Here is a 19,417-nt window from a genome sequence, read left to right as displayed (position 1 = left end):
TCCGTTACTTTCCTTTAAATCAGCCCCAAAGTCGCGACACACTTCACCTGCATACTGATGAAATGCTTTGTAGTGCAAGCCACTGAGTACTTTCTTTCGGTACTTAGTCACAAAGACAAGGTGAACATGTAAAAGAAACGCTGCATGTCTTGAACGGTTGATTTTATATTTTTGCATTGAAATTAACCGGATATACGGTAAGATAGTGAGATAATTTACTACACACTGAGTAATAATGCTAATTCTAAAAGCCTACAAATTCAGACTCGAACCAACCGAAAAACAGTCGCAACGTTTGCGGCAGTTGTGCGGATGCGCTCGTTTTATCTGGAATTACGGGCTAGCAGAGACGCAACGCATTATTGAATCCGGCGGTAAACTACCGTCAGCGTTTGAACTAAATCGGATGCTCACAGAATGGAAAAAAAAGCCGGAACATTCCTTTTTGCAAGAAGCCTACACGGATAATCTTCAGCAGAAACTCAAAGATCTGCACGGGGCATGGAAACGCTGCTTTGATAAAAAACTGGCAGCAAAAGCTCCTGTATTTAAAAGGAAAAATGACGGGCGTGATTCAGTTCGTTTTGTTAATTTTGATAAATATTGTCAGCTCGATAATGGCAGAGTGAGATTACCGTCAGGTTTGGTATGGGTAAAGTTCCGGCAGTCGCAAAAGCTGTACGGTAAGATTAAAAACGCAACCGTTAGCCAACATGCGGGACACTGGTATATATCGTTTCAGGTCGAACTGGAAATGGACATTCAGCCTCATTCGTCAGCAACAATGATTGGTTTGGATGCAGGTGTAACCAGACTCGCCACGCTGTCAGACGGCACAGTGTTTGAACCTGTAAACAGTTTTAAAACCAACCAAAAAAAGCTGGCGAAATTCCAGCGTCAGTTAAGCTGTAAAGTTAAATTCAGCAATAACTGGAAAAAACAGAAGCGAAAAATCCAACGTCTCCACTCGCATATAACCAATATCCGCAAAGACTACCTTCACAAAGTCACCAGTGAAATCAGCAAAAACCACGCGATGATCGTCATTGAGGACTTAAAGGTCAGTAACATGTCGAAATCGGCAAAAGGTACACAAGAGCAGCACGGACGGAATGTCAGGGCAAAATCAGGACTTAACCGTTCGATACTGGATCAGGGTTGGTATGAAATGCGCCGTCAGCTTGAGTACAAGCAGCTATGGCGCGGTGGTCAGGTATTAGCTGTGCCTCCGGCATATACAAGTCAACGGTGTGCATGTTGTGGTCATACAGCGAAAGAAAATCGTCAATCACAAAGTAGATTCGAGTGCCTTGAGTGCGGGTATACAGAGAACGCAGATATCAACGGAGCTCGTAACATTTTAGCGGCAGGACATGCCGTGTTAGCCTGTGAAGTGAACGGTGCAGTAATGCCGTCAGCAGCAGGAACCAGGCTTCTGAGCGATCAGATAGTCTCCGACTAACGGGAATCCCCCTCCTGAGTCACGAAGTGTGAAGGTGGGGGAGGATGTCAATAGCATAAACTGTTGCAATTCCTTCAGGGTCTGGTTTTGTAGTATCCGCTTTCTCAGTTAATTCCTTCTCTCCGCCAGACTTCACATTCAAATAACCAAAAGAGAGCGTACTCTCACCGGCTTTTGCTAATACCGCGCCAGAAAATAGGGTTGGGATTAAAAACAGTAACGTTTTTTTCATTGTTTTTCCTTTGATTTTACGTTTGGCCAATACTGACTTAGTCTAAATTGATGCCAAGCATAACAAAAGTGAAATTTTTTCCTATCAAAAATGCGCTCATCGATTAATACCCCCGCCCATTGACTGCCTTGATAATTTTATGCAAATCACCTCCATCTCGACTCTCTGCCACTAAGACCGATTTGATTTTCTGGGTTAAGGATTGCTCCGCTGCGCGCATATCGACATTGGAAGGGCTGGACTGCTGCGGTTGACCGTCAACATGAATACCGCCTAAATTGACATTAACACCGTTTGTTACGGGTTGCATGCCGTACATGGGCGTTGAAGATGTGCTCACATATCCGCCAGACGCATAACCTCGCTTACTTCCATCCATCAGGCGATACAGGTTAGCGATACCTAACCGCTGAGTCGCTTCTTTGGTAAATACAAATTCCCCACCGTGAACGATACCTTTCGGGTCATATTTACCCCCACCGCCCACATATCCGCCTGATGAAAAACCAAAAATATTAGCAATCGCTCCTCCAACTCCGCCTGTTTGTCCACCAAAAGCCGCTTTCATCGCCTGAAGCATCGCCATTTGCGTCATTAACTTCACAATCATCTCAAGTAATGATTTAGTGAAGTCAGCAAAATTAGACTTCCCCGTCACTAAAAAATCCGTCAGTGATTGACTCATTCCTTCAAAGGCAAATTTGGTAACATTCGCAACATTGCCATAAGCATCCCTCGCTTGTTGTTCAAAATTTGTAAATCCTTGCTTAATCCCTGCTTCCCAGTTTTTCCGCAATGACTCCTCATTTTTGTACTTCTCATTAATGAGTGAAAGGCCTCGACCATACTCAGGGTTTTCTTGCTCAATCCCTTTACGGGCCATTTCTTCACGATATTTCTTTAGTTCCTGCTCTTTCGCTATTTGAATCTCGGTTTTGCCAATACTCTCCAGCCTGAGTCTTATTTCTTCTTGCAATCCATCATTCGATAACCGCAAGGCATTGAGTTGTTTTTGTTTCTCAATTTTATCGCCTATCTGTGCAGCTTCACGCTTCTCAGAGAGAATGGCTTCTTTTTTTAATAATAATGACCGCTCATCTTCACTCAGACGGCGTTTGTTTGTGCCACTTTTGGCCTCTTCAAGAATGACTAGCTGGTTTTCTGTTTTGAAAAGTTCCCTGCGTTGCTGGCTGATAATCCCAACATATTGACTTTCATCCTGTAATGTTCGTAATTCTGCCTGCAGTGCTCTGTTTCTGGCTTGCGCTTCTTCTTCCCAACGTGTGCCTAAAGATGGGCGGTATGCATCAGCTTTTGAGTCTGAACTTGATTTTTCTTTCGCATAACGGGCATTTTCACGCCTTATCGCTTCATCGATAACGGATTTTGAACCACCCGAATTTCTTATTCTTTCAAGCTCACTTTGATGCTTTTCTTCCGCATTTTCAAATTTGTGTTTGAGCTCCTGGTCAACCCTAAAACGTGCTTTCTCTGCCTCTTGAGCCCTTACCGCCGCTTGTTTTCTCTGATTTTCAATATCCTGTTGATATTTTTTCTCTTTCAGTAAATCAAGTTCACGCCTTAAATCTGTCGCTGTTTTCCCTGAGGCATTATAATAATTTAATCTTGCAACCGGATTTACCTGGAATGCAACTAATTTTTCCTCGTAATCACGTATCTTCTGGTCTAATGTGTGTTCACGACCAATATCTAACATGCTATCCCAAGCGAGTCTTGCTTTATCTTTAACCACTGCCCAGGCTGACTCAAGATAACCTAAATTCGCTTTTATCTGCTGAGTTCTATTTTTCGTTGCAGTCGCATAGGCTTCCATGGCAACTTTAGCGGCTTCATGCTTTCTTCCCTGTTCCTGTAATGTCGATATTTGCGCTAGTTGCGTTGTAGTCAGAAAATGTAGGCTTTTGTCAAGTTCGTTAATCGCTTTAACTGGGTCATCTTTAATGCGCTGGAACTGTTTTATTGTTTCATCAACAGATTGACCCACCAATTTTTCCATTCTGGCAGCGACATTGGCAATATTATCAATTTCATTGCCAGAAAATGAACCTGACCCCACAACTTTAGTTATTACATCCGCCATTCCACCTTGTGTTATGCCATCTGCTGACAACTGTTTGGCCAACATAGCAAGTTGCCCTGCCGTTTTCCCTGCATACCCACCCGTTAAAATGAGTTTATTGTTAAATTCACTAAACTCTTGTGAGCCTTTATAAGCGGCGATGGCAACAGCTGCCGTAACACCTGCCAATCCTCCCATCAACAATCGGGTAGGGGTTAATATTGAGCCTATTGCTTTAAAGGCATTACCAACACCACCAAACGAGTCTTTAATCTGTCCACCTTGCTGCACCAATACCATCCAGGCCGGTATACCGGAAGCCAATGAGGTCACCACATCGGTCATCTGCATAGGTAACATACGCATTGCATGACGATATTGCCCCATCGTTACCGCGCCATTCATAAACGCTTTTTCTTGTTCTTTTAATTTGGCAATCATCGGCGCTGCCTGTTGAGAAATGCCCATCTGCGCCGCTTTTAGTTCAAGAACTTCAGTTCGCGTCTTGCCTATCGTGTCTGATTGCTGTTTTAATGTATTTAAAAAATTATCCGCGGCTAACTTCGCTCGTTTTGAAGCTTCTTCCTGTGCAAGTAGCGCTTTCCCTTCTGCGGTCAGTGCCAGATTCATCCGGCTTAGCTTATCTCTCGACTCTTCCAGTATCGTGTTGTAATCAACAAACTGGTCAAGGGGGAGTAAACCTTTTTGATGTGAAGCGGCGAGTTTACGGCTAATTTTATCCAGTTCATCAAACGCTTTATTGGTGGGATTAATTCGATTTAACAGGTCGTTAAGTTCACTTTTTTGCGTCTTAATGGTTTCGACATTTCTCAGTGAGGCTAAGCTAACTTTTTTTAATCCACCCTCCAGATTTGAGGAAGCCTTTTCAACCTTTTCCGCTGTTCCCTGAAATGACTTTAACTTCTGTTCACCTCTTTCCAAATCCGCCGTGTTTACTTTTAATGAAATCGTGGCGATATCGGTCATACCGGATTCCTTGCAACAAAAAGCCAGCACAGCGCTGGCGTAGTAAGTGATTTATACCTTAAGGTGCTCAAATGATTGATTTATCGTTTTCTCAGTTGATTAATCGCAATAGATTATCTTTGACAAAGTTTCGGCGTTCCGTTTCATCAGCAAGCACGACAACCCCGCGTCTTTCTAAATATTCCATTAATGTCTCAATATCCCCGATAAAATAATTAGAAGGGACGACTTCTGTCCGAGTTACACTACCGTTTTCATAGTCAAGAATAATTCTTCCACAAATAGCGGGTAAATTATTTTGCAAAGGAGCTTTGCCGATGAACTCACCCTCAATCGGTACACGAGCAGCAAGAGACAGTGCCTCAGTAAATTTTTCTTCGGCGATTTCTTTATAACTGCAACCAAAATGACTTTTCAGTGCTGACCAGAGTGTGATGGTCGCTTTGCCCTGATGTTCATGTGGCACGCTTTTGCCACGAGTCAGTACCAGTTGTTTGATGGCTTCTTGCTGTTCTACTGTAATACATCCAGCAATTTGCTTAACTTTTTTACGTGGTTTAGCTTTAACCTCACCCGTAGTCCAATACTCATAGAGAACATCATCACACTCTTCTTGATACTGAATAACTTTATCACGGATTTCTGACTTAACTTTGTTTGGACTAATGGTTGCCAACCACCCAGCAAGTTTACGAAGAGGTAAGCAAACCATTTTTCGTGATTTGCCATCATCTGCAACCATTTCGATTTCCGAAATAGTTGAAATAAATCTTTGTTTTAACTTAACAAACTGAGCAGCCCAAATCATTCCCATCCCTTCTACTATCGGCTTCATCGGGGTAAATGGTTCGCCGTTATAGTTGACGATATAAAGCTCAGCGCCATGGAACGGTACATTTATCGTGCAAACTGCTTTAGTTATTGATATATTATTCATGTTCGTTTCCTTCAGTGGTTCGGACAAACTTGAGGCCTTGACTATCCTAATTAGTCAAGGCTTCGCCTTTTCTACTAGACACAACATCAACCGCTTCTAGATTTAGCTATTAAATAAAATTTGATCAAATGTAAGTCTTTTTTAATCACGAGAGTTAATTAAATAATGTTAATCAACAACATTAGCTTTTTACCAATTATATTACCTTGCTTATTACTACATAAATAGCCATAATAATTCATAAAAAGGATATTAATGAACTTTTATGAATAAATCAAGTGCGAAAAAGATGAACATTAATGAAGAAGAGTTCTCAAGGCTTCCGTTTAGCCAAAAAATAACGATCCTTCGGGCGTATAAATCACTAACTCAAGCCCAACTTGCTTCATTGGTGGGTGTATCACAGAGACAAATAGCAGCTTATGAGTCAGGTAATGCTAAACCAAGAGGAAACACTTTGCTAAAGCTGGGATCTGTTCTTGGTAAATCTCCTATTCAATTAATGCATCCAGTTGATAATGTTAGTCGTCCTAGAATGAATGTGTCATTCATGCCAGTGCTAAAACATAATAGAATAATTGACTGGCTACACTATACTATGGATCCAACAGGGAAATCGGACGATTTATTAGATGAATGTGTAGAGCGCGAAATAAAAACCATCCAAAGCTCTGGTTCATTTGCTTTAGAAATCGATGAACCTGCTATGTCAACTGTTGGGTCCAATGGAATATGCTTTCCCAAAAAGGCAATAGTTATTTTTGATATATCTAAATGCAATGTACTTATGGATGGAGATTTTGTACTAGCAGTAATTAATCACAAACATACAATGTTTAGGCAATTTTTTTATGGTTTAAAAGAATCTTCTTTAGCACCGTTTGATCAGCGTTACCCGATAGAAAAGATCGCTACCAATACTATTCCAAAAACAAATTTACTTATACCTGCAGTACACATTGATATATCTCTGCCTGCAATGAATAGATCCAGTAAGTTAATCATATGAAATAATTAATAAACTTAAGGATTTTGACATGGCAAGAGATGACCCACAATTTAATTTCAGAATGCCCCATGAAATTAAAGAAAAAATTAAACGGCGCGCCAAAATGAATGGCAGATCTATTAATGCAGAATTGACGCAGATTGTCCTAGATGCCCTTGATAAATCAGTTACCCCACAAGATTACAAAACCGATATTGAAAAACTAGTCGATTCTCAAGCTGAAGAAGTTAAGAAAATGGTATTCAATACATTACTTAAATTGTATGATAATAAAAATTGATATCCTTCCCACTTCAAAGCCTGTGATAAAAATATCCGCTTTATTGGTGCATTATCGCTAAGGCTTTCGCTTCCATCACCCGTATATCATTAAATAAAGCGCCTTTATCCTGATTAATACCCAAATAATCGATGACGTCGGATAACACGCTGTAATCCAGCCCTGTGGGGCCATTCGCCCCCATTCGCCACTGAGTACGAAGCGCATTAAAAGTAAGATAAGCCTCCCAGACATCTGGCCAAACTTCGACCTCGCTGTCTTCCGGCGTAAAACCAAAGGCAGCTTCAAAGTTGCGGATATCGGTCTCGGTCATGCCGCCATACATGGCCTCAACGACCGCTAGAAGTTTTTTTCGCGTTGGCCTAATAGTTCGCTATAATACGTTGTACTAATGGCGCTCGCAGCTGAGGGATAGTTGTCAAATAGCAGCTTTAAATTATCAGCGTGATAAGGCTCTTCAATCGCCCAGTCAGCAATAATCTGCTGGTAGAACTCATCAATCGGCATTTCACGCATGGTTTCCAGTTCACTCATGGCTTTGTGATTAAAGGTGAAGGTCACCACCTCTGGCTCTTTTTTGCCTGCCACCGGAATGAGGACATTGGCTTTAAACGTTGGCTTGGGTATCAATGTAAATTTCGCCATGCTGCATCCTTAATTATACTGCATAGATTTGCAAATCAGATTTAAGTGAGAAACGGGCTACCACGTTTTCAACCTCGTTGATAGCTGTATTGGGCACGCGCTGGAAAGAGACCGAAGCAGTAAAATAACGATCCTCACTGGCACGTTTATTGAAAAAACGCATTGCCGTAATTTGCTTGCTGTCATCCAGTTTCATCAATAACTTACGAATAGGTAATTTTGCATCATGTGCAAAGGTATAAACCTGCGTGATACCGTTTTTAAAGGTATCAACGGTTTCTGCCTGTTCATCTTCCAAAAACTGAATTTCCTGCGTTTGCTGCTCACCGCCCTCCGTCGATAATGTCATGACTTGCGGCATCGCCTCCCATTCTTCCACTTTCTTCAAGCTTCCTTTAGCCCCACCAACGGGAAAAACGGCTTTATCGGTGGTATCGATTGATTCCAGTGTAATACTGGTATCAGCTGCTTTTTTCACTTTGAAAGCGCCTGACATTTTTTTCCAGCCACAATCAATCTGGACAATATCGCCCGTTTTAATACTGCCAATCGAATTGACAGTTAATACCGCCTCTGTCGCATTGGTAGCCGCCGTAATTGTTATCTCATCCGCATATTTACTAGCTACATAAACACGCGAACCATTAGGAATATTATATGCCATGATAAAACCTCATTATTGGCTGTTGAAAAACCACCATATGGCGGCAATGTTATATTGTAGAGTGACAACGATAAGCAACGCTGACGGGGAGAATATAATTAACCTGATCACAGATTGCTGGAAATAAACATGGCTCGCCGTTTAAAAAAAGATTATCGGTCAACGAAAAACCGTTTGTTAGAAAATTTATTAAACGATTAGCGACATTCATGACCAATGCGTCGCCCGTTCCTGCTTTGCCAACTACATTTATCTGTATGACACCGCTAAATACAGGCATATCGAGCGATAAACTCAAATTATTCGTTGTCGCTGGCATGGTGTGTAGTTGTAAATAGGGTTCATTGATATCATCGAATTCACAATTTGGCCAGGCAACCTTGATATTTTCAGACTCAGCAAATTGAGCAATATGTGCCCGTATCGCGGTATTAATGGTTAATGGGTTCATCCTTTACGCTCTGCGATGGCCTGATGAAAAAACTGCTGAAATTCTTGTGCCGTGAGCCGTACCATACCTTTCGGTGCCTGTTTTGAATGCCCCATCTCAAGTCGATAAGCATAAGGAACCACATTGGAAAAATAGACTGACTTCATGCCCACTTTAAACTGACCAATAACATGATTGCCCTCAGCTTGTGTTACCTCGCCACTTTTATCTATTCGTCCCGTTTCTTTCATTGGTACTTCATCAAACGTCACTTGCCAGTTGCCACGAAACCTTCCCCCCGTATACCCTGCAGGCTTCCTTTCTTTTCCTTTTCCCTTTCCGGCTATTTTAGCATTCACTTGCCAGATAGAAGGATTACCGACAGGCGACATCATGACTAACCTTGCAAGTATCTTAATGAATGTCACCTTTGTAACCACTTCCATTTTTTCTTCTGCTTTACTGACAAACGCATTAATGGCGGCTGTAAAATTGTTTGTCATATCAAGCTCTCAATTGTGCAATGAAACAAATAGTTTGGCGTTGGGGCTTTATCTCTTTTACAGCAATCACTCGATGATTTATGTTATCGATGATAATGATATCCCCCTGTTGAATATTACTCTTTGCATGCGCAATGAATTTAATATCACTGGTTAAAACGAGGGAATTGTCCACTTCATTGATAGCAAACTGTGTCTTTACTCCGACCGCCTTTAATACCATATCGGGTTCGATAATTTCCTGACCCTTTTTATCAACATAAAATTTGCCTTTTCTTTTTAAGACATACTCCATGCCGTACTGCTTTATCAAGCGCTCAGTCGTTTTACCCATTCGAGTATAAAGATTCATCATCACCTCACCGAAAAGGTGTTGATGGCAAATCCAGAACGTATATCTAACAAGCCATTAAGCAAACCATTTAACCAGGCAAATTTGGGTAAACCCGAATTTGTCCCCGAGGCATATTGGACCGTGATAGCCCCCTCAATACGTTCTGTGGTCACTTCGCCCCCTAACGTTGGCTGTAAATCTTCGTTCTCTGACTCAATCGCCAGCCGACACTGGGCCATAATGAGTTGCTTAGGGATGGCGTCATTCTCAATAGGCACACCGTCATAAAATAACCCTGTGCGTGGGAAGGATAGCGGTTGGGTTAAGTGGGTTCGTTTTCCTAACCATGGCTGTGACGTTAAATAGTCCATCGCACTCACCAGCATCGACTCAATATGTGAGCCATCAGTGGGTATATCAATTCCTCTTTCACGGGCATAGCGCTTTAGATCCTCAACGCTGGCATAACTATTAAATGTTGGCGAATTTTTATCCGAATCAATCATATTCACCTCAAAAAAAGGGACAAAAGTCCCCTTAACTTTATTTTTCTTTATGAAAAAGTGATACTTTCTGTGGTGCGCATCTCACCATCTACTGTCGCAGTGACGGTAAATTGTCCTGCTGTACTGGCGGTTAATTTGACGCTGGACTTACCCTTTGCATCGGTTTTAGTCGCCGCTTTACTCAATTTTCCACCTGTGCTTGACCACTCAACATTGCCACCCTGAACAGGTTGATTATCTTTTGAGTAATCAAGTGAAATGGTCACCGCATCGCTGTTATTGGCTGTCGCGGTGGTTTTATCCACAGATAACCCTAAACTCGCTTCATGCTGCAATTTTATCATTACGCCTGCCGTTAATTTGTTACTGGTGAAATGTTTCTTCCAGTTGCCAGCTGTGCCCAATTTTGTCAGATCAGGATTAGTCCCTTTTGATTCATCCCAGCTGTAACCGAGCACGCCCACATTTACCACGCCTTCACCCCGATAGCCAACGCCTAAATTTTCCTGATCGTTGATTTCATAAGAGCGAAAATTAGGTTCCTGTGATTCCGTGATAGTGATAGCCCCTGGGACTAACCCAAATATAGCATCAACAGGCGCAGTATCGGTGACTAATACGGGTTTACCTAGCGTTCCAGGTTGGCCGCCGTAAATTACCACGCCTGCTTCTTCATAAACCTTGTTATCAATCGCCTGATCAACAATGTCAAAATAGGTTGTTGAGTGCATGACAAACAGATTGACACGGTTGAATTTATCCCCGTATTTGCGTAACCCCTTAGTGAGGGTCTTCTTGCCATCGGTAGCAATATTAGCTGTGACCATCATATCCGTATTAGCGCCAATCGCAGCCCCCAATGCTGCTAGGGAATACTTGATATAGCCCTCAAGCGAAGCATCAGCAGCATCCGTACCCACAAGCTCAGAAAATTCTGAAACATCCCTGCCACGTCGTTTAAATGACTCTTCGGTGATTTCATAGGGGCCATATTTCCAAGGGGCTTTAACGTCAACGGATTCTCCCGCACCAATTTTCTTACCGGTAACTTTATCCGTAGAATTCACGTCACGATGTTCAATCGAACCGCTTATCTGATAAAATGCCCGTTTACGTAAATCGCCTTCAATAAAAACATTATCCAGTACAATTGCGCCATTTGATGCCTGATTAAACACCTCAAGATTATCTTGTCTGCGCTCTAAAAATGCGGTTTGAGCCAAATCATTATAAATAATTAAATCACTATTAACCGTCGTTGCCATTATATTAATTCCTTACTTTGGTAATCCCAGATAAGCTTCACGACCGAATCGCCGGATATATGCGGCCTTATCAGATGAAGACATCTGAGAACGTTTAAAATGTGCGCCCCCTGACTTACTATCCCCTGAACCTGTACCGGATGCAGAAGGAAATAAATGGGGGGCACTTTCTTTTAGCGAATCAATCCACTCAGCGGGGGTTAAAGGTGTACGGCCATCTTTACCCATAATCGGATTGTTTTCCTCATCAACAGCGACGGCCTGACCTTCGTCATTGATTTTAAATATGCCCTTGGCACGTAATATTAAATCTTCCTGAGCACTGGCTAACGCGCCGGATTGACTTGCAGCTGCACGAATTTCATCGCCTAAAACCCGACTGCGGAATTTATTGGCAAATTCTTCTGCCTTTTCCGCCCGTCGCTTCTCAGATTGTAGTTTTTTTTCTACATCATGGCGCAATCGTTCCGTGCGCTTATTGATAACCTCGTCAATCTTGCCTTCGGCAATCAACTTCGCTTCTTCATCATTGTCAAAGCGTTGCAAAATGCCTTTGACCTGTTCAGGATCGATTCCTTCAAAGCGTTTTAGATTCTCGTTTTGTTCTTTGAGTTTACCGAGTAATTCACTGTTTTTGGCTTTCAGTCCCACCACTTGCTCATTGACCTGCTTATCGATAATGGCTTGTAGTTCAGGCGTGATTTGCGAACCACTGCCGCTACCACCATTAGGATCATCGGCTGGTGAGTGGTATTTACGAGCGATATTGATAAAACTCATGATTTCCCCTTGAGATTTGTCTATGCGCCTTGCGCGTTAAATTTAGTAAATAAAAAAACCCGCTTATCCGCGGGCTTGATGTTTATTAATGCAGAATTAGCCTAATTCAGCAGCAATGAAGGCTTGTTTATCTATTTCTTTCAATTTATCCAGTGTAATAAACTCACCTTTATCGCTATAAAACTGGGCCGGATGCATGCCACCCTCTTTCATTAGCCGGTAGCGTACTTCACCAAATACCTGCTTTTGTCGCCAAGCGGATTGTCGTTGTATCCATTGAAGAAAGGTTGTCTCGGCTGGTGTTTGTCCATCCATCGAGGCCCGAGTGTTTTCGTCCATTTCATCAACATCAATTCCCAATTGACGCCATGATTTAGTGATCAATGTTTCAGTCGAACGACAATTCCAGTGAATTTTTCCTGGTCCTTGCAAATAGGGCACTTTATGGCCGATTGGCTTACTTTCAAGGGTATATTTCAATCGATCGCGAACAATACAGGCATGAGAGGTTTTGTTGTCCAGCGTCGATAACCACTGCTTACCCTCAAGGAGTTTTTTATTAGCCTCTGCAAACTGATTTCGGGCGGTGGCTTGTAGGTGATTAATTGCGGTTTTGGCAATACTGGTTGCATTTGCCCGACTGATTTGTAGTGCACCGTCTTTATAGCCTTGCTTGACATTACCACGTATTTTACGACCCATTTCTACAGCGCTATCGCCATTCAAATACCCATTGCGAACGGTATTATTAATGCGCGTCATGCGGTCTTTTTCCAGACCCTCAGCCCACTCAGATAACAGTTTTCCCTGCAATGGGCGCGCCATCACCGCTGCATAAAGCATATCTGTGGTGAGACTCATCAATGGATATTGACGAAGAACAACCTCTGGCATTAGAAAATCAAATAAAGCGGGATAATAATCTACCTCATATTGTGCATGCGCCTTCATCTCGCCCTTTAAAAGGGAAAACGCGTTGGCTACCGCATTTTTATTAATAGCCTTAACACTGGCGAGCAAAGATTCTAATCGCCTTACAGTAAAACTATCAGCATCGATATTGGCATCATCCAGTGCCACAATTAAGGATGCACTGAGCTGAGCGTCAAATGCATTCAGGGTGTTAACCATCTTTTTAGCAACCCCACTAGCATAACGACCAGAAAACAGCGAGTGAGCAAGTAATTCATCCATCAGGCGCTCATTCACCGTTCTCATCGCTCACCTATCATAGTGGGTTGCTGATTATTGAGTTCATCCACCACCACATCAACCTCATCAGCCGGATTGATAATGTCAAATTTTTGCAAGTTACGCACCAGGTCAGATTGACGAATGGCGCTAGATTGCCAGGCTGACACTATCTCACGTATCATCGTGCTATCGGCAATGTGATTGACCAAGTCCCTATTAATTTCAAATACGCATTTATCAGGTTCAGCACCCGCATATTCAGCGCACCACTTTAACCCTTTAGTTAAACCTTCTGAGACATTCGCGCAACAGATACTCAGGACAGATGTTTGTGCACTTAATTCACCCACTGATTGAATAACGGTTTTCACTTTATTATCAGCAGAAACTAATTGAGCGCCCAACCCCACCATATAATCACGCTTACTGTCCATCGCTTCTTTCGCTAGCATGTTAGGCTGTGCTTGAATGTAACCACAGGAACCTTGCTCAGGTAACAAAATGGGTGAGCGGGAGCCGACTAATATACCCTTTTTCTCTAACCAGTCACGCCATTCATCTTTCAAGCCGCTAATATAGGGTTGCACCTGACCACAGAAAAAAACCGAATCTTCATAATCGGCGGAATTTCGATAATGACCCAAATTGATTTTGGCGAGTCCAAGTAACGGCGCTTCATCAATAGTGTGATCATTATTTTGAGCACCTATAAAGGTAAACGGGATCTCCTCCCAAGCACCTGAGCCACCGCGATCAGGGATATATTCAACATCTATTTGGTAAACACTGTTTCCTGCAGGTTTTCGATAAACGCGACAGATAAATTTCCCTTTTTCAATAGCCAGAACACGATATTGAATGGTATCCTTGAATCCAAAACCGTCTTGTTCTTCTACTGTTTCACGTAATACCACCAGAGTTAAGCGATTACGACCATTAATGCGTTGCATTCGCCAGTTGATAATATCTTCGGCTTTGTATTGAAAAAAATAGACTTGCTTTGACTCGTTATTATAATCGACATATAAGCCATGTCGTCCCACTTCCAAGACGGATTCCAATGACGATTGGGCTAACTGATAAAGACTTGAACCCGCTCCATCAGCATCCTCTTTCAGATAAGCCAGTCTTTCATCAATCTCAACCAGCGGATCTTTTTTAAAAGCCATTCCTATCATCCCATTACGGGTATGACCGGTTATCGGATAAAACACCGCACGATCTTGATAATCGCTATTACGTTTCCTTTTGCGTTCTTTATTCGATTCTTCTAATATCGGCAGATAGTTTTTTACTGAATCATCCCCTTTACAAACTGTCCGAACTAATGCCCATTGCAACACAAACAATTTATATTCAGGACGGGTAAAATCAACACTAGACATACTCATTAGAATGTGGTTCCTAAATTAATCTCAAAGGCGGGACGCTGTTTATTTTTTCGGCTAATCGCAAAATATCGAAATGCATCAGCATCATGTGACGTAAAATCATGTAGGGGTTTATCTTTCCAGCAACCCAGCTTGTCATCCCACTCTTTGCGATAAGCTTCTAAATGAGCAACTCCATCGGCACATCGATGTTCATCAAATACACAATTTGGCAATATTTCACGTACCGCCTCAATCCCTTCATCAATGGAAAGTTTTGGCACTACATCAAATCGTATTGCATATTTCTGCCCATCAATCTCATAGCCTTCTCTGGCAATTTCACGCCTGGATTTTGCGTCAGAACCAAATTCACGATTATCAATATCATGAGGTGCATTGTGACTGGCGTAGGTATAGCCTTTATCTTTCAGTATCTTCATGTAATGCCGCAACCCTTCACCACTATTTGAGTAATGATCAATAATATGAAATTCATTTCCCACTTCACGTACAAACCATATTGACGTTGAATCACCTACCCCAATATCCCAATATGTATGTACTGGCAAATGGCTGTTATTAGGCAATGTCCCAATGCGTTTATTTTGATAAAGATAACGAAACTGCCTGGCATAGTAGGCGCCTTCTACTGATTGTTGGAAAGCTTCAGCGGGAAGTGAGGGATATTCCCGCTTCATATCATCACCAAGCGTTTTCTCTTTTGCGTAATACCAGGCTTTCTGTTTGTCGGTTAACCAAATGCCATGTTTGCCGGACAGCTCAGTGAAATAATCAATTAGCCGCTTTGGAATGGGCTCAACCGGATCAATTGCATAATTATTGTTTTCCCACCATGGGAAGAAAAAGAATTTCCAATCGAGTTGTGAAAGTTTTTTTACTTGAAATTGTGCTTTTTCAGCAGACTGACAATAATCATAAAAGTAACCAGATCTTCCCTCGCCCGTGCTTTCTATAGTGACAAAGCAATCACTGGATACCGCTTCAAAAGCACCAGTTTCAATTTCACGTGCCTTATCGGGATATTTTGCACAAATCTTGCCAAATTCAGAAACATGCAGATAACGCAATGTACCACCGCGAAATGAAGTACTAATGTAAAGTGAACCCCCTTTATGGAATACCAGTTCACCCGCTGAATCATTACTGGCTGGGTTAGCCGCTTTTATTTCAGCCGGTAGTCGCTCATAAGCGTATTTGGTTTTTTCTCTGAATAATCGCCTAGCATCATTAAGAGTATGCGCAATTAATGCACACCTGGCAGATTCAAATAACGCCGCATCAAGCTGAATAATACACACTTCAGTCGTAAACCCTAGCTGACGCGCCTTTAGAATGATGTTTCTGGTATGCATTCCTTCAAAATAGAATAACTGCTCAGGGGTCATGTCAAATCGAATTGGTTTTCCGGTTTTATCCGTTATCCAATAAAGATGATTTAGTCGCCAAAGCTTATCGCGCAATAAAGCTAAATGTTGTGGCTTCATAGTTATTTTTGTGAAAGTTCGTCCATAAGATTAGATAACGTTCCGACCACATCATGCTCATTTTTTACTTGTTCTCTAAAAGCCTGTACTGAGACATGCTTGCCAAGTAACTCAAGGTTTTTAACTTTATCTGGCCACTTTACTTTTTTGAGCAATGCTTCTGCACCATCAACTCGTATGGCTGCAATATCTAAACCGCTTAATGTTGTCCGCCAAACTTTAGGCCAATCTTTGATCGGTCTTAAATCGCCAGAATCGGTCAGAATATCGAGTACATCCATTTGGTCGATCTCAACCAGCCGCTTAAGCACGTAGTCAGCATTAACCTCAATGCGATTCTTACGTTCTTCCATGAGGGTTTGTATGCGTTTTTGAATGTTGAGTTTTGCTAAGTTTTGGCATGCGATATCTTTTGCTGTTTTTTCACTGTACCCGGCTCTAATTGCTGCCTGAGTCGCATTCAAATCAATCAGGTACTCGCGACAAAATGCTTCCTGCTTGTCTGTGAGTGCCATATCTTTACCTTGTTTGTTTTAATTTATAAAATTTCACAATATGATCAGTGTATTTAATGAATGCCAATAAGAATATTATGCTGGTTTGATTTGTGTAACATCGGGAATATTTGAGACAGCACATCGAATAAACTTACATAAAATGCTGATAATTTCACTTTTATAAAATTTTATTATTTTACAAAAAAGTTATTTAAATGTTAAATTAAAGAAATATTATTAGTAATAATATTCATTTTCTTCTGGGGGATAAAACATGAAATCATTATCCAATGCATTGATTATTTCGATTGGTTTTTTAAGCATTAGTCCTTTTTTTTGCTGTAACCCAAGAGCCAATAATCGATTATCCTACTGAAGGTACAAATAACGCTGAATGTTTAAAATTATATCATAAGAAACATAAGTGCTTTCTTTGTCCTGAAGGTCACGGTTATTGCGCTAGCCCATCTAGACAGAAACAATAATAAACCAATCATAACTATTCTTACTTTGAAGAGGTTCATCACAAATCTACCACTGTTTTACTGAATTTCTTCCCACCCACTGTTTAGCTACATCAAGACAGTTGGCCATCATTTTACCGCGTTGTGTTGATTTAGATTGTCGATAGTATCTAATAGCTTCATTTGTTGCTAAACTGGCTACAGATAGAGAAAAACCAAGCTTCATTAACTCGGCCTTGACATTCGTCTCAATGAATTGTTCAGGAGTCATGCTTGACTTTCTCCATTTGGCGTATCATCAAATCCTGGTAGTCTTAATTGAGAAAGTGCCATAATTGTTTTTTCTGCTTTACGTATCTTATTCAGATGACGCTTACGTAGGTTCATTAAGTCGCTTCCCTTTCTACCAAAATTGTCAAACGACCATTTATTTGCAGCAACCAACCTGTTTTGCATTTCGCCAATCGTTAATGATTTCAATCCTTCCATATCTAACAGAGCAAGATTTGTTGGTTGGCTTTCTTTTTCCGCTAAATCCAGTAACCACTTACGGAGTGATTTAGCAACTTTGGTTTTAGATAACATTCCGATTAGATGAGCACCACGAACTGAATAAATTCTTATTTTTTTATAGCGTAACTCATTGTTTTTATTAGTCTCGGTCAAATTGACCGTCCTTGACATCTCATTTGTAAACTCATCTTTATTCCTGTTAAAAATGCGAGTAATAGAAGATTCGTCCTTGTATTCCAGTAAGATAGATAGTTGTTTATTAGTGAACCAGATTTTCCCGTCACCGTTATTAAAGGGAGCAATATTGTGTGTTTTAAATGTTAATACATGATCCATGATGTCTTCCTTACTTAGGTAATGAACCTTTGCCACATAGGAAATCAGCCCATCGAAGTGACATCAGCAAAACTGATTACCTCAAAGGCTCATTCCTAAATAACGGGTTCGATGTTTGGATTAGTTGCGCATGTGGTACGCTGGGTGGTAAGTTTTAAAATTGTTAATTAATAGATTTTAACATTGCTCATAGTTGTTACTGCTTTCATCGTACTTTTCCTTACAGAAAGTCGAGCCTGCTCACACAGAAAAGCCGCCCACAGAAAAGTACCATTTTAAACGGCAATTCTCAGGCTCGACTTTCTGTTAGGTTCTGTGTTTGATTAATGCGCAGTGAGGGCGCAGTAACGAAAATTAGTTGAAATATTTAATATCTGAACGATACTTTGAATATTATTTCATTAACCAAATAGGAGTTACAAATGAGACTATTATCAAAATCAATAATTATTTGTTCTATTCTATCTACATGCTTAACCGCATTAGCTCAAGAAAATAACCAAGAGCAGTCCCAAACTAAAAATGAACCAAAATATTTTTGTGATACTCAGTTTGGAAAAACTGAAGCATTAGGTCATTTCATCCAGCCAGATGGAGAAGTGCAGCTTATTTGTCCAAGATAAAAACTGGTAATATTCGTTTTTAATATTTTCTTGCAGAAGATTTATCTGCTTTTAGTTTTTAACCAATATTTTCCAAGGCGAAATAATCTTGTTGAGCTATCTCACTAAATTGTGGGGTGGCTCAATCATATCATTTAAATTTTTATAACTACTTTCTTCAATTCGCCTTATCGCCTGTTTGTCAAGATTACACAGCTCAATCACTGTCAGTAACTGCTCATTGAGTACCAGACTATCACGCCATGTCATCATATCTGTGATGGCTGGCGGTAAGCAATCAGCGAGTAGGTAAGGGGGTATCGGAATGTGAGGCGTCTGAACGTATTCGTTTCGTGTGCTGCTGCAACTCGACAATAGCCCCATGAGGAATAATGCGATTGGCACAATCCTGATGGACGACATGCGTTTTAATTGCTGCTTGTGTTGCCTGAGAGTCAACTGCTTTACGCTGACGGGTCTCACTATTAATTCGTGCAATATCATTGATTACCTTCATTGACTGAAAAGCATTAGTGGTGATGGCTATCTGTTTATTGAGGTCAACGGTGAGGTTTTTATTTAATGCCTTGACTTCGTTTAAGGATGTCAACAACCAAGACGCCCAGACGATTAACCCCACAATAATCACTACGCCAAATGCGTAAGGTCTCCATAACATATTACGCTCTCTATTTCCCGACGGGTCATTAATCCTTTCCACTTTCTGCCATCGACATAAACCCAGCGTTTCATTTCTTCACAAGCGCCTTTTCGGTCATCAGCGTTGAGCTTTTTGAGTAATGTCGATTTGGCAAAATT

26 protein-coding genes are annotated in these 19,417 nt (G+C 41.2%); 4 read left to right on the top strand and 22 right to left on the bottom strand.

Going from position 1 to position 19,417, the window contains the following annotated elements:
- Positions 1–177, bottom strand: a 177-nt coding sequence (locus tag H1X92_RS12335) for a transposase (RefSeq protein WP_180558337.1), incomplete at its 3' end; no start/stop codon positions are given.
- Between the two features lie 58 nt (positions 178–235).
- On the opposite strand from H1X92_RS12335, the gene H1X92_RS12330 reads away from it, so the two are divergent.
- Positions 236–1,462: an RNA-guided endonuclease InsQ/TnpB family protein gene (locus H1X92_RS12330; RefSeq protein ID WP_180558336.1), complete on the top strand. Its 1,227-nt coding sequence runs from the start codon at positions 236–238 to the stop codon at positions 1,460–1,462.
- A 19-nt stretch (positions 1,463–1,481) separates the two neighbouring features.
- On the opposite strand, the gene H1X92_RS12325 is transcribed toward H1X92_RS12330, so the two are convergent.
- From H1X92_RS12325 to H1X92_RS12315, 3 genes are all read right to left on the bottom strand, one after another.
- Positions 1,482–1,694 carry a hypothetical protein gene (locus H1X92_RS12325; protein ID WP_180560429.1) on the bottom strand — a complete coding sequence of 71 codons (213 nt, stop codon included), beginning with the start codon at positions 1,692–1,694 and terminating at the stop codon, positions 1,482–1,484.
- A 103-nt stretch (positions 1,695–1,797) separates the two neighbouring features.
- Positions 1,798–4,761: a phage tail tape measure protein gene (locus H1X92_RS12320; protein WP_180560428.1), complete on the bottom strand. Its 2,964-nt coding sequence runs from the start codon at positions 4,759–4,761 to the stop codon at positions 1,798–1,800.
- 91 nt (positions 4,762–4,852) lie between these two features.
- Positions 4,853–5,698: a phage antirepressor N-terminal domain-containing protein gene (locus H1X92_RS12315; RefSeq protein WP_180560427.1), complete on the bottom strand. Its 846-nt coding sequence runs from the start codon at positions 5,696–5,698 to the stop codon at positions 4,853–4,855.
- A 265-nt stretch (positions 5,699–5,963) separates the two neighbouring features.
- Here H1X92_RS12315 and H1X92_RS12310 point away from each other — a divergent pair, with 265 nt between their 5' ends.
- Entirely contained in the window at positions 5,964–6,707 is a 744-nt protein-coding gene (locus tag H1X92_RS12310) for a helix-turn-helix domain-containing protein (RefSeq protein ID WP_202881811.1), read from the top strand.
- Between the two features lie 28 nt (positions 6,708–6,735).
- Complete coding sequence (locus tag H1X92_RS12305; RefSeq protein ID WP_180560426.1) at positions 6,736–6,987, top strand: Arc family DNA-binding protein; 252 nt, start codon at positions 6,736–6,738, stop codon at positions 6,985–6,987.
- 40 nt (positions 6,988–7,027) lie between these two features.
- Here the strand turns inward: H1X92_RS12305 and H1X92_RS12300 are convergent, their stop codons facing one another.
- The 15 genes from H1X92_RS12300 to H1X92_RS12230 all read right to left on the bottom strand — a co-directional run bounded on the left by H1X92_RS12300 (position 7,028) and on the right by H1X92_RS12230 (position 17,996).
- Positions 7,028–7,300: a DUF1799 domain-containing protein gene (locus tag H1X92_RS12300; protein WP_225505409.1), complete on the bottom strand. Its 273-nt coding sequence runs from the start codon at positions 7,298–7,300 to the stop codon at positions 7,028–7,030.
- A 26-nt stretch (positions 7,301–7,326) separates the two neighbouring features.
- A complete protein-coding gene (locus tag H1X92_RS12295) occupies positions 7,327–7,632 on the bottom strand; it encodes a phage tail assembly chaperone (protein ID WP_180560424.1) in 306 nt (101 codons plus the stop codon).
- Positions 7,633–7,645: 13 nt separating this feature from the next.
- The gene (locus H1X92_RS12290) at positions 7,646–8,296 is read right to left on the bottom strand and encodes a phage tail tube protein (RefSeq protein WP_180560423.1); all 651 of its coding nucleotides are present in this window, start codon (positions 8,294–8,296) and stop codon (positions 7,646–7,648) included.
- Between the two features lie 49 nt (positions 8,297–8,345).
- Complete coding sequence (locus H1X92_RS12285; RefSeq protein ID WP_180560422.1) at positions 8,346–8,747, bottom strand: phage tail terminator-like protein; 402 nt, start codon at positions 8,745–8,747, stop codon at positions 8,346–8,348.
- Positions 8,744–9,229, bottom strand: coding sequence for a hypothetical protein (locus tag H1X92_RS12280; protein WP_180560421.1), 486 nt, complete (start codon positions 9,227–9,229; stop codon positions 8,744–8,746). Before H1X92_RS12280 ends, H1X92_RS12285 begins: the two co-directional genes overlap by 4 nt.
- A gap of 1 nt (position 9,230) precedes the next feature.
- The gene (locus H1X92_RS12275; protein WP_180560420.1) at positions 9,231–9,584 is read right to left on the bottom strand and encodes a hypothetical protein; all 354 of its coding nucleotides are present in this window, start codon (positions 9,582–9,584) and stop codon (positions 9,231–9,233) included.
- The gene (locus H1X92_RS12270; protein WP_180560419.1) at positions 9,584–10,069 is read right to left on the bottom strand and encodes a DnaT-like ssDNA-binding protein; all 486 of its coding nucleotides are present in this window, start codon (positions 10,067–10,069) and stop codon (positions 9,584–9,586) included. Before H1X92_RS12270 ends, H1X92_RS12275 begins: the two co-directional genes overlap by 1 nt.
- Positions 10,070–10,116: 47 nt before the next feature.
- A complete protein-coding gene (locus tag H1X92_RS12265; RefSeq protein ID WP_180560418.1) occupies positions 10,117–11,334 on the bottom strand; it encodes a major capsid protein in 1,218 nt (405 codons plus the stop codon).
- 12 nt (positions 11,335–11,346) lie between these two features.
- Positions 11,347–12,114 (bottom strand): hypothetical protein, encoded by a 768-nt coding sequence (locus H1X92_RS12260; RefSeq protein ID WP_180560417.1) that lies wholly within the window; start codon positions 12,112–12,114, stop codon positions 11,347–11,349.
- A 96-nt stretch (positions 12,115–12,210) separates the two neighbouring features.
- Positions 12,211–13,332 carry a hypothetical protein gene (locus tag H1X92_RS12255; protein WP_180560416.1) on the bottom strand — a complete coding sequence of 374 codons (1,122 nt, stop codon included), beginning with the start codon at positions 13,330–13,332 and terminating at the stop codon, positions 12,211–12,213.
- Positions 13,329–14,699 carry a DUF4055 domain-containing protein gene (locus tag H1X92_RS12250; protein ID WP_180560415.1) on the bottom strand — a complete coding sequence of 457 codons (1,371 nt, stop codon included), beginning with the start codon at positions 14,697–14,699 and terminating at the stop codon, positions 13,329–13,331. The genes H1X92_RS12255 and H1X92_RS12250 overlap by 4 nt, the downstream gene beginning before the upstream one ends.
- Entirely contained in the window at positions 14,699–16,186 is a 1,488-nt protein-coding gene (locus tag H1X92_RS12245) for a terminase (RefSeq protein ID WP_180560414.1), read from the bottom strand. The genes H1X92_RS12250 and H1X92_RS12245 overlap by 1 nt, the downstream gene beginning before the upstream one ends.
- A gap of 2 nt (positions 16,187–16,188) precedes the next feature.
- Positions 16,189–16,701 carry a terminase small subunit gene (locus tag H1X92_RS12240; RefSeq protein WP_180560413.1) on the bottom strand — a complete coding sequence of 171 codons (513 nt, stop codon included), beginning with the start codon at positions 16,699–16,701 and terminating at the stop codon, positions 16,189–16,191.
- A 513-nt stretch (positions 16,702–17,214) separates the two neighbouring features.
- Positions 17,215–17,418 carry a hypothetical protein gene (locus H1X92_RS12235; RefSeq protein ID WP_180560412.1) on the bottom strand — a complete coding sequence of 68 codons (204 nt, stop codon included), beginning with the start codon at positions 17,416–17,418 and terminating at the stop codon, positions 17,215–17,217.
- Complete coding sequence (locus tag H1X92_RS12230) at positions 17,415–17,996, bottom strand: hypothetical protein (RefSeq protein WP_180560411.1); 582 nt, start codon at positions 17,994–17,996, stop codon at positions 17,415–17,417. The genes H1X92_RS12235 and H1X92_RS12230 overlap by 4 nt, the downstream gene beginning before the upstream one ends.
- Before the next feature lie 422 nt (positions 17,997–18,418).
- On the opposite strand from H1X92_RS12230, the gene H1X92_RS12225 reads away from it, so the two are divergent.
- Complete coding sequence (locus tag H1X92_RS12225) at positions 18,419–18,619, top strand: hypothetical protein (RefSeq protein ID WP_180560410.1); 201 nt, start codon at positions 18,419–18,421, stop codon at positions 18,617–18,619.
- A 96-nt stretch (positions 18,620–18,715) separates the two neighbouring features.
- Here the strand turns inward: H1X92_RS12225 and lysC are convergent, their stop codons facing one another.
- The 3 genes from lysC to H1X92_RS12210 form a co-directional block, all read right to left on the bottom strand.
- Complete coding sequence (gene lysC / locus H1X92_RS16335) at positions 18,716–18,982, bottom strand: Rz1-like lysis system protein LysC (RefSeq protein ID WP_441293616.1); 267 nt, start codon at positions 18,980–18,982, stop codon at positions 18,716–18,718.
- Positions 18,897–19,277 (bottom strand): hypothetical protein, encoded by a 381-nt coding sequence (locus tag H1X92_RS12215; RefSeq protein ID WP_180560409.1) that lies wholly within the window; start codon positions 19,275–19,277, stop codon positions 18,897–18,899. Before H1X92_RS12215 ends, lysC begins: the two co-directional genes overlap by 86 nt.
- Positions 19,247–19,417 (bottom strand): glycoside hydrolase family protein (locus H1X92_RS12210; RefSeq protein WP_180560408.1); only part of this gene is annotated, 171 nt, incomplete at its 5' end. The genes H1X92_RS12215 and H1X92_RS12210, both read right to left, overlap by 31 nt.

Origin of the sequence: Arsenophonus endosymbiont of Apis mellifera (assembly GCF_903968575.1) — a bacterium.
Lineage (GTDB): Bacteria > Pseudomonadota > Gammaproteobacteria > Enterobacterales > Enterobacteriaceae > Arsenophonus > Arsenophonus apicola.
This window is presented reverse-complemented; position numbering and strand designations above follow the sequence as displayed.

Bases quoted from the DNA above. Each gene is read 5' to 3' on its own strand.
- H1X92_RS12295 (WP_180560424.1), bottom strand. From the start codon at position 7,632: ATGGCGAAATTTACATTGATACCCAAGCCAACGTTTAAAGCCAATGTC.
- H1X92_RS12285 (WP_180560422.1), bottom strand. From the start codon at position 8,747: ATGAACCCATTAACCATTAATACCGCGATACGGGCACATATTGCTCAA.
- H1X92_RS12320 (WP_180560428.1), bottom strand. From the start codon at position 4,761: ATGACCGATATCGCCACGATTTCATTAAAAGTAAACACGGCGGATTTG.
- H1X92_RS12215 (WP_180560409.1), bottom strand. From the start codon at position 19,277: ATGTTATGGAGACCTTACGCATTTGGCGTAGTGATTATTGTGGGGTTA.
- H1X92_RS12265 (WP_180560418.1), bottom strand. From the start codon at position 11,334: ATGGCAACGACGGTTAATAGTGATTTAATTATTTATAATGATTTGGCT.
- H1X92_RS12225 (WP_180560410.1), top strand. From the start codon at position 18,419: ATGAGACTATTATCAAAATCAATAATTATTTGTTCTATTCTATCTACA.
- H1X92_RS12280 (WP_180560421.1), bottom strand. From the start codon at position 9,229: ATGACAAACAATTTTACAGCCGCCATTAATGCGTTTGTCAGTAAAGCA.
- lysC (WP_441293616.1), bottom strand. From the start codon at position 18,982: ATGGGGCTATTGTCGAGTTGCAGCAGCACACGAAACGAATACGTTCAG.
- H1X92_RS12245 (WP_180560414.1), bottom strand. From the start codon at position 16,186: ATGAAGCCACAACATTTAGCTTTATTGCGCGATAAGCTTTGGCGACTA.
- H1X92_RS12250 (WP_180560415.1), bottom strand. From the start codon at position 14,699: ATGAGTATGTCTAGTGTTGATTTTACCCGTCCTGAATATAAATTGTTT.
- H1X92_RS12325 (WP_180560429.1), bottom strand. From the start codon at position 1,694: ATGAAAAAAACGTTACTGTTTTTAATCCCAACCCTATTTTCTGGCGCG.
- H1X92_RS12305 (WP_180560426.1), top strand. From the start codon at position 6,736: ATGGCAAGAGATGACCCACAATTTAATTTCAGAATGCCCCATGAAATT.
- H1X92_RS12235 (WP_180560412.1), bottom strand. From the start codon at position 17,418: ATGACTCCTGAACAATTCATTGAGACGAATGTCAAGGCCGAGTTAATG.
- H1X92_RS12230 (WP_180560411.1), bottom strand. From the start codon at position 17,996: ATGGATCATGTATTAACATTTAAAACACACAATATTGCTCCCTTTAAT.
- H1X92_RS12240 (WP_180560413.1), bottom strand. From the start codon at position 16,701: ATGGCACTCACAGACAAGCAGGAAGCATTTTGTCGCGAGTACCTGATT.
- H1X92_RS12260 (WP_180560417.1), bottom strand. From the start codon at position 12,114: ATGAGTTTTATCAATATCGCTCGTAAATACCACTCACCAGCCGATGAT.
- H1X92_RS12255 (WP_180560416.1), bottom strand. From the start codon at position 13,332: ATGAGAACGGTGAATGAGCGCCTGATGGATGAATTACTTGCTCACTCG.
- H1X92_RS12270 (WP_180560419.1), bottom strand. From the start codon at position 10,069: ATGATTGATTCGGATAAAAATTCGCCAACATTTAATAGTTATGCCAGC.
- H1X92_RS12290 (WP_180560423.1), bottom strand. From the start codon at position 8,296: ATGGCATATAATATTCCTAATGGTTCGCGTGTTTATGTAGCTAGTAAA.
- H1X92_RS12310 (WP_202881811.1), top strand. From the start codon at position 5,964: ATGAATAAATCAAGTGCGAAAAAGATGAACATTAATGAAGAAGAGTTC.
- H1X92_RS12300 (WP_225505409.1), bottom strand. From the start codon at position 7,300: ATGACCGAGACCGATATCCGCAACTTTGAAGCTGCCTTTGGTTTTACG.
- H1X92_RS12315 (WP_180560427.1), bottom strand. From the start codon at position 5,698: ATGAATAATATATCAATAACTAAAGCAGTTTGCACGATAAATGTACCG.
- H1X92_RS12275 (WP_180560420.1), bottom strand. From the start codon at position 9,584: ATGATGAATCTTTATACTCGAATGGGTAAAACGACTGAGCGCTTGATA.
- H1X92_RS12330 (WP_180558336.1), top strand. From the start codon at position 236: ATGCTAATTCTAAAAGCCTACAAATTCAGACTCGAACCAACCGAAAAA.